Origin of the sequence: Pseudomonas abyssi, assembly GCF_003444685.1 — a bacterium.
Taxonomy (GTDB): domain Bacteria; phylum Pseudomonadota; class Gammaproteobacteria; order Pseudomonadales; family Pseudomonadaceae; genus Halopseudomonas; species Halopseudomonas abyssi.
Genome location: NZ_LMAZ01000001.1, coordinates 1,329,919 through 1,337,426, shown reverse-complemented (window position 1 = coordinate 1,337,426; position 7,508 = coordinate 1,329,919). Strand labels below are relative to the sequence as shown.

At 59.0% G+C, this 7,508-nt stretch carries 4 protein-coding genes; all 4 read right to left on the bottom strand.

Annotated elements, in window-relative coordinates; all coding sequences use genetic code 11:
* Window positions 1-231: 231 nt before the first annotated feature.
* The 4 genes from ASB58_RS06145 to ASB58_RS06130 all read right to left on the bottom strand — a co-directional run bounded on the left by ASB58_RS06145 (window position 232) and on the right by ASB58_RS06130 (window position 7,496).
* Window positions 232-2,586 (bottom strand): efflux RND transporter permease subunit, encoded by a 2,355-nt coding sequence (locus ASB58_RS06145; protein ID WP_118129678.1) that lies wholly within the window; start codon window positions 2,584-2,586, stop codon window positions 232-234.
* Window positions 2,587-2,610: 24 nt separating this feature from the next.
* Window positions 2,611-3,735, bottom strand: coding sequence for a WD40/YVTN/BNR-like repeat-containing protein (locus ASB58_RS06140; protein ID WP_118129677.1), 1,125 nt, complete (start codon window positions 3,733-3,735; stop codon window positions 2,611-2,613).
* A gap of 230 nt (window positions 3,736-3,965) precedes the next feature.
* Window positions 3,966-6,341, bottom strand: coding sequence for an efflux RND transporter permease subunit (locus tag ASB58_RS06135; RefSeq protein WP_118129676.1), 2,376 nt, complete (start codon window positions 6,339-6,341; stop codon window positions 3,966-3,968).
* Window positions 6,342-6,368: 27 nt separating this feature from the next.
* Window positions 6,369-7,496, bottom strand: a complete 1,128-nt coding sequence (locus ASB58_RS06130) for a WD40/YVTN/BNR-like repeat-containing protein (protein WP_096005081.1) — start codon at window positions 7,494-7,496, stop codon at window positions 6,369-6,371.
* Between the last annotated feature and the right edge of the window lie 12 nt (window positions 7,497-7,508).

Sequence of the window (7,508 nt, the reverse complement as noted above, 5' to 3'; positions counted from 1 at the left end):
TCTGACGGGGGCCGGCAGAACTCGTCGCTGCGCTCCTCAAACAGGCTGCCGTCCTTTTCCCCGCCAGCCCTGCGCTACTCGCCCGCGTAAACGGGACGAACCCCGGGTGCACACTCCACCACCCCATTGAAGCGCCAAGCAGCACGTGCACCCTGAAACTCCGTACCGCCCCCTAAATATCGCCCACAAAAAAACCGCCCGAAGGCGATTTTTTTGTGCAGCTCAATTCACTCAGCTACGCAGCTTGTCCGGACGGATCAAGAAGCGAGCCAGCGCCGGCAGCAGCCACAGGGCGCCGAACATGTTCCACAGGAACATAAAGGTCAGCAGGATACCCATGTCAGCCTGGAACTTGATCGCGGAGAAGATCCAGGTGGCCACACCGATGGCCAGGGTAAAGCCGGTGAAGGTCACTGCCTTACCCGTGGTCTTCAGGGTTTCATAGTAGGCTTCCTGCAGCGGCAGGCCCTGACGCAGATAGGTTTCCAGACGGCTGTAAATATAGATGCCGTAGTCCACCCCGATACCCACACCCAGGGCAATTACCGGCAGGGTTGCTACCTTCACACCAATGCCGAGGAAGGCCATCAGTGCGTTGGCCAGCACCGAGGTCAACGCCAGCGGGATGATGATACACAGCACCGCACGGATCGAACGGAAGGTGATCAGACACATCAGGATCACCACCGCGTACACGGTCAGCAGCATTTTGGTCTGCGACGCTTCGATCACGACGTTGGTCGCCGCTTCGATACCGGCGTTACCGGCCGCCAGCAGGAACTGCATATCGTCGGTGTTGTGCTCGGCAGCAAACTCTTCCACTGCGGCGGTTGCGCGCTGCAGGGTTTCGGCCTTGTGGTCATCCAGGAAGATCATGACCGGTGCCAGCGAACAGGCCGAGTTGAACATGCCAGACGGCGCACGGCTGATGGCGTTGTTCAGATTGTCCTGGTTGCGCGACAGGGTCTGCCACTTCAGGTTGCCCTCGTTGTTACCCATGATCACCTGTTTGGCGACGGTCACCAGCGATACCGCTGATTGCACGCCGTCCAGGTTGTTCATGCGCCACTCCAGCTGATCGATGGCTTCCATGGTCTCGTAGGCGGAGCAGCGCTCTGCCGGCGTCTTGACCATGACCACCAGAATATCGGAGCTGGTAGAGTAGTTTTCGATGATGAACTGGTTGTCGAGGTTGTAACGCGAGTCGGCACGCAGCTCCGGCGCACCCGGATCAAGGTCACCGATGGCGACGTTCTTGCCGTGGTAGATACCGAAGGCAAAGGCACCAATGGCCAGCACAATGGAGATCGGCGCGACGGTCGGGTGGGCAAAGCGCGAGATCGTCAGCCACAGCTTCTGCGGACGATTGGCCAGGTTACGGTTACGCTCAACAGCGCCGCGGCTGATACCGATGTAGGACATCAGAATCGGCAGCAGCATCAGGTTGGTCAGGATGATCACACCCACACCGACAGAGGCCGCGATACCCAGCTCGCGAATAACCTCGATCTCGATCAGCAGCAGGGTCACAAAACCCACGGCGTCAGAGATCAGCGCCACGATGCCCGGAATGTACAACGCACGGAAGGCTCGGCGGGCAGCGGTTTGCGCGTCGTCGGCCCCGGTGTATTCGATCGCCATACCATTGATGATCTGCACACCGTGAGAGATACCGATGGCGAACACCAGGAACGGCACCAGAATCGAGTACGGGTCCAGACCAAAGCCAAGCGTGCGCAGCAAACCAAGCTGCCATACCACTGCAATCACCGAGCAAACCAGTGTCGTCAGCGAGCTCTTGAAGCAGCGGGTAAAGATCAGCAGCAGCACGAAGGTGATCAGCAGCGCAGCACCGAAGAACATCACCACCTTGATGATGCCGTCGATCAGGTCACCGACCTTCTTGGCAAAACCGACAATGTGGATCTGGATGTTCGGGTTTTCGCCCTGGAACTCGGTACGAATCTTCTCTTCCAGCTGACGCGAGAAGTCACCGTAATCCAGCTGGATCAGCTCACCCTGGTTTTCCGGGTTGGGATAGGCTTCCTGCAGCGGGATGTCGATGATGGTCGACTTGAAGTTGTTCGCCACCAGCCGACCGATTTCACCGGACTTGAGTACGTTTTCCCGCAGCTCGTCCAGATCCGCTTCACTCAGGTACGCCGGACGATTGGCCACCGGGCCGCCGTCAAAGCCGTACTCCGTCACCTCGGTCCAGCGCACATTCGGCGTCCACAGCGAACGCAGGTTGGAACGGTCTACACCCGGCAGGAAGAACACCTCATCGTTGATGCGCTTGAGGGTTTCCATGTACTCGGTGGAGAAGATGTCGCCGTCCTTGATCGCCACCGCAATACGAATGGTGTTGCCGAGGTTCGGCAGATCATTCTGGTGCTCGATCATGTTGGCGATGTAGGGGTGCTTGAGAGGAATCATCTTCTCGAAGCTGGTGTCGGGCTTAACCTGCGCGGCCTGATACCCGAAGAACAGGGTCAGCAGCGAAAACAGTAGCAATACGACAATGCGGTTATTGAAGATCAACCGCTCCACAAAGGGAGCGCTCGTCTCCTGATGATGCTTGGACATCCAGACTCTCCTGGCAGCTAATTCTTATTGAATGTTGGGCAGACCCTTGGGGGATGCCTTGACCACACCGTGCTGACCGACCAGCAGCATCTGGCCATCAGGCAGATACTTGGCGGTTGCCAGCGCTACGCGGTCGGGGCGTACAGCCACGTCGAAGCTCTCACCGTGGTTGTTGCTGGTCAGCACTACGCCGCCGGCACCGACCACTGCCAGGCTGTCGCCGGCAGACAGGGTGCCGCCAAGCAGCGTGGCTTCCAGCGGACCGTTATTCGGTGTATGAAGCTCGACCTGCTCCCAGCTGTCGCCAAAGTCGGTAGAGCGGAACATGTTGCCGCGCAGGCCCCAGACCAGAACCTGGTTGGCCTCACCGGTGCCGGCAGCGCCGAACCAGGTGCCATCGTAGGGAGAGTTCTGCAGGGTTTCCCAGGTGTCGCCGTAATCAGGCGAGCGATACAGGGTGCCCATTTCGCCGGCCAGCAGCAGACCGGCACCTTCCACCGCGGTGACCGCGTTGTAGTGGAAGCCGTCAGGGTTGTCGATGTCGAAGGAAAGGTCTTCCCAGCTCTCGCCACCGTCATCGGTACGCAGATAGATACCGTAGGCGCCGAAGGCAAAGCCGGTGTTGGCATCACGGAACCAGACATCCATCAGCGGACGTTCCAGCAGGCCGGGGCCGTTGGGGTCTTCAGGCATGTCCAGCTCGGGGTCGCGGTATTGCATCTCCCAGTTCGTGCCGGCATCCGAGGTGTGCAGGATGACGGAGTCATGGCCTACCGCCCAGCCGTTGTTGGCATCGACGAAGAAAACCGAGGTCAGCAGTTGACGGACCGGAACCTCGGCCTGAGTCCAGCTGGCACCCTGGTCATCTGAATAGACGATATGGCCACGGCTACCCACAGCGACCAGGCGATCACCCGCGGCAGCGACATCGAGCAGCAGCGTGTGACTGGCCAGCTCGGATTTGACAGCCGGTTTGGGTGCCTCGGCAACGGTGTCAGCAGCGAGCGCTACCGGTGCAGCACAGAGTGCGGCACTGAGACTGGCAGCAGACAGCATGCGAATTGAAAAGAACAGTTTGCGTAACTGCGCCCGGTGGCCGGACACGGCCGGCAGAGTCGTTTGAGTGCGCCGACGAGTGGGCTCACGCATACACCAATCCCCCTTATTGTTATCAATCTTCTGCGCTGGTGCGCTTAGTAGATCATGGTAACGAGGCAAGGGGGCCAGCGCCAACGGCTGACGGTTATCTTTTGTTAATCACAATATTGATGCGGAATCACCACTTTTAGCTGCAATATTGTCCCGAGAATCACTCTTTAAGCCACGCAAAAACAACAAGGCCCGCCGAATTGGCGGGCCTTGCAGGTCAGTCAGTCGCCTCAGTGAGACAGCTTGCTGCCCTTGGAGCGGCGGACCTTCTCCGGGTTGATCAGGAAGCGCGCCAGTGCCGGCAGCAGCAGCATCGCACCGATCATGTTGACCAGGAACATGAAGGTCAGCATCAGCCCCATGTCGGCCTGGAACTTGATCGCCGAGAAAATCCAGGTCGCTACGCCGATCGCCAGACACAGGCCGGTAAAGAGTACCGCCTTACCCGTCGAGCGCAGGGTCTCGTAGTACGCCTCCTGCAGCGGCATACCCTGACGCAGGAAGGTCTCCAGGCGGCTGTAGATGTAGATGCCGTAGTCCACACCAATACCTACACCCAACGCGATCACCGGCAGCGTTGCCACCTTCATGCCAATGCCGAGGAAGGCCATCAGCGCGTTCCCCATCACCGAGGTAAGGACCAGCGGCAGCACGATGCAGATGGTTGCCGGCAGCGAGCGGAAGGTGATCATGCACATCACGCCTACCCAGATATACACCAGCACCAGGATGGTCGCCTCCGAGCTGGAGATGATCTCGTTGGTGGCCGCTTCGATACCGGCGTTGCCTGCAGCCAGCTTGAAGGTCATATCGTCGGTGTTGTACTCGGCCGCGAACTCCTTGACCGCATCGGTGGCGCGGGTCAGGGTGTCGGCTTTGTGGTCATCCAGGAAGATCATCACCGGCGCCAGCGAACAGGCCGCGTTGAACATGCCGGATGGCGCGCGGCTGATGGCGTTGTTCAGTACGTCCTGATTACGCGACAGGCTCTGCCACTTCAGGTTGCCCTCGTTGGAGCCCATGATCACCTGTTTTGCGACGGTAACCAGCGATACCGCGGACTGCACCCCTTCCAGGTTCTGCATCTTCCATTGCAGCTGGTCGATGGCTTCCATGGTTTCGTAGGCAGAGCACTTCTCCGGCGGCGTGCTGACCATCACCACCAGAATGTCGGAACTGGTGGTGTAGTTGCTGATGATAAAGTCGTTATCCAGGTTGTAGCGCGAATCCGGGTGCAGCTCGGGCGCACCGGCATCCAGATCGCCGATCTTGATGTTCGCCTTCTGGTACATGAAGCAGCTGACGCCGCCGACCAGCGCGATGATCACCAGCCAAGGCGCCACATTCGGGTGAGCCACGTTAGACAGGAAGCGCCAGAACGGGTGTTCACGCACCGCATCGCGCTTGGAGCGCTCGACGGCCTTCTTGCTGATACCCAGATAGGAGATGGTGACCGGCAGCATGATCAGGTTGGTAAAGACGATCACGGCAACACCGATGGAGGCACCAATCGCCAGTTCGTGGATCACGCCGATATCGATGATCAGCAGGGTAATAAAGCCAACCGCATCGGCCAGAATCGCGATCATGCCCGGCAGGAACAGTTGACGGAAGGTCAGTCGAGCCGCCATCAACGCGTTGTCGGCACCACCGGATTGCAGCGCGATACCGTTGATCTTCTGCACGCCATGGGAAATACCGATAGCGAAGATCAGGAACGGCACAAGCATGGAGTACGGGTCAATCCCGAAACCGACCAGGTTGATCAGACCCAGCTGCCAGATCACCGCAATCACGGTAGTCACCAGTACCGATACGGTACTGCGGATACACCAGGTGAACAGATACAGCATCACGAAGGTGATGGCGAAAGCGATGGCAAAGAAGCCAACCACGCCGATCAGACCATCGATCAGGTCACCCACTTTCTTGGCGAAACCAACGATGTGAATCTTGATGTTCGGATTTTCGTTCTGGAAGCGATCACGGATCTTTTCTTCCAGCTGATGGGAGAACTCCTTGTAATCCAGACGCAGCAGCTCGCTCTGATTCTCCGGGTTCGGATAGAACTCCTGCAGCGGCACCTCGATGATGCTCGACTTGAAGTTGTTGGCCACCAGACGACCGATCTCACCCGACTTAAGCACGTTGGCGCGTAGCTCTTCCAGGTCCTGCTCATTGGTGTAAGACGGATGGTTGGTGACCGGACCACCGTCAAAGCCGTATTCGGTTACCTCGGTCCAGCGTACGTTCGGCGTCCACAGCGAGCGCAGGTTGGAACGATCAACGCCGGGCAGGAAGAACACCTCGTCGTTGATCTGCTTGAGGGTTTCCATGTATTCGGAGCTAAAGATGTCGCCGTCTTCAATGGCCACCGCGATGCGGATGGAGTTACCGAGGTTGGCGAGATCGTGCTGGTGCTCGAGCATGTTGACGATGTACGGGTGCTCAAGCGGAATCATCTTGGCAAAGCTGGTATCGGGCCGTACCTGCAGCGCCTGATAACCGAGAAACAGTGAAACGAGGGTAAACAGAACCACCACTGCAAGGCGGTTGTTGAAGACCAACCGCTCCATGAAGGGGGCATCTTTCTGGTCAAAGGACATCCAGATTCTCCTGGCTTGTAATTATTATCAGTGCGCGTGCAGTGCGTCGGCAGGCATGGTGACAACACCATGCTGGCCTACCAGCAGCAGTTCGCCGTTGCTCAGCACACGGGCCGAAGCCAGTGCCACGCGGTCCGGACGGGTCATGACGTCAAAGCTGCGGCCGCCGTTGTCGCTGGTGACGACGACGCCACCGGCGCCCACAACCGCTACCGCGCCACCAGCAGACACACCACCACCCAGCAGAGTCGCCTCCAGCGGGCCGTTGTTGGGAGTATTCAGCTCAACCTGCTGCCAGCTGTCACCAAAGTCGGTGGAACGGAACATGTTGCCACGCAGACCCCAGACCAGTACGACGTTGTTTTGCGCCGTACCGGACACACCAAACCAGGAGCCGTCATAGGGCAGATCGGTCAGGGTTTCCCAGGTATCACCAAAGTCAGGTGAGCGGTACAGCGTGCCCATCTCACCGGCGATGAACAGACCCGCGCCCTTGACCTCGGCCATGGCGTTGTAATGGAAGCCATCGGGGTTGTCGATGTCGTAGGTGCGATCTTCCCAGGTCTGGCCGCCATCGTCGGTGCGCAGGAAGGTGCCATAGGCGCCGATAGCAAAGCCGGTGTTGGCATCACGGAACCAGACGTCCATCAGCGGACGCTCGAGCAGGCTGGGGCCGTCCGGGTCGACCGGCTGGTCCAGCTCCGGGTCGCGATACTGCATCGCCCAGGTGGCGCCACCGTCGGTGGTGTTCAGAATCAGGGAGTCATGACCAACCGCCCAGCCGCGCTTGTCGTCAACAAAGTACACGGCGGTCAGCAGCTGACGTACCGGCACCTCAGCCTGGGTCCAGCTCTTGCCCTGATCATCGGAATAGACAATGTGCCCCCGACTGCCGACAGCAACCAGACGATCACCCACCACAGCGGCGTCGATCAACAGCGTATGCGCAGCCAAGGGAGATTGAATGGCCGGTTGCACCGCTTCACCGACAGTGTCATTGGCCTGTACGGCAGCAGAGCCGAGCGCGCCCAAGCCGGACAACATTACGGCAGAGGCCAACGCAGAAACAGAAAACGCTTTCTTGAGATACGAACCCCGCAGTGAGACAGCTGCGCGGGTTGCGAGTGAAGCACGCCAGGTAGACGGCTTACGCATAAACACCACCCC

What these genes read in the sequence shown, in the direction of transcription:
- ASB58_RS06140 (WP_118129677.1), bottom strand. Translation starts at nt 3,735, where the DNA reads ATGCGTGAGCCCACTCGTCGGCGCACTCAAACGACTCTGCCGGCCGTG.
- ASB58_RS06135 (WP_118129676.1), bottom strand. Translation starts at nt 6,341, where the DNA reads ATGTCCTTTGACCAGAAAGATGCCCCCTTCATGGAGCGGTTGGTCTTC.
- ASB58_RS06145 (WP_118129678.1), bottom strand. Translation starts at nt 2,586, where the DNA reads ATGTCCAAGCATCATCAGGAGACGAGCGCTCCCTTTGTGGAGCGGTTG.
- ASB58_RS06130 (WP_096005081.1), bottom strand. Translation starts at nt 7,496, where the DNA reads ATGCGTAAGCCGTCTACCTGGCGTGCTTCACTCGCAACCCGCGCAGCT.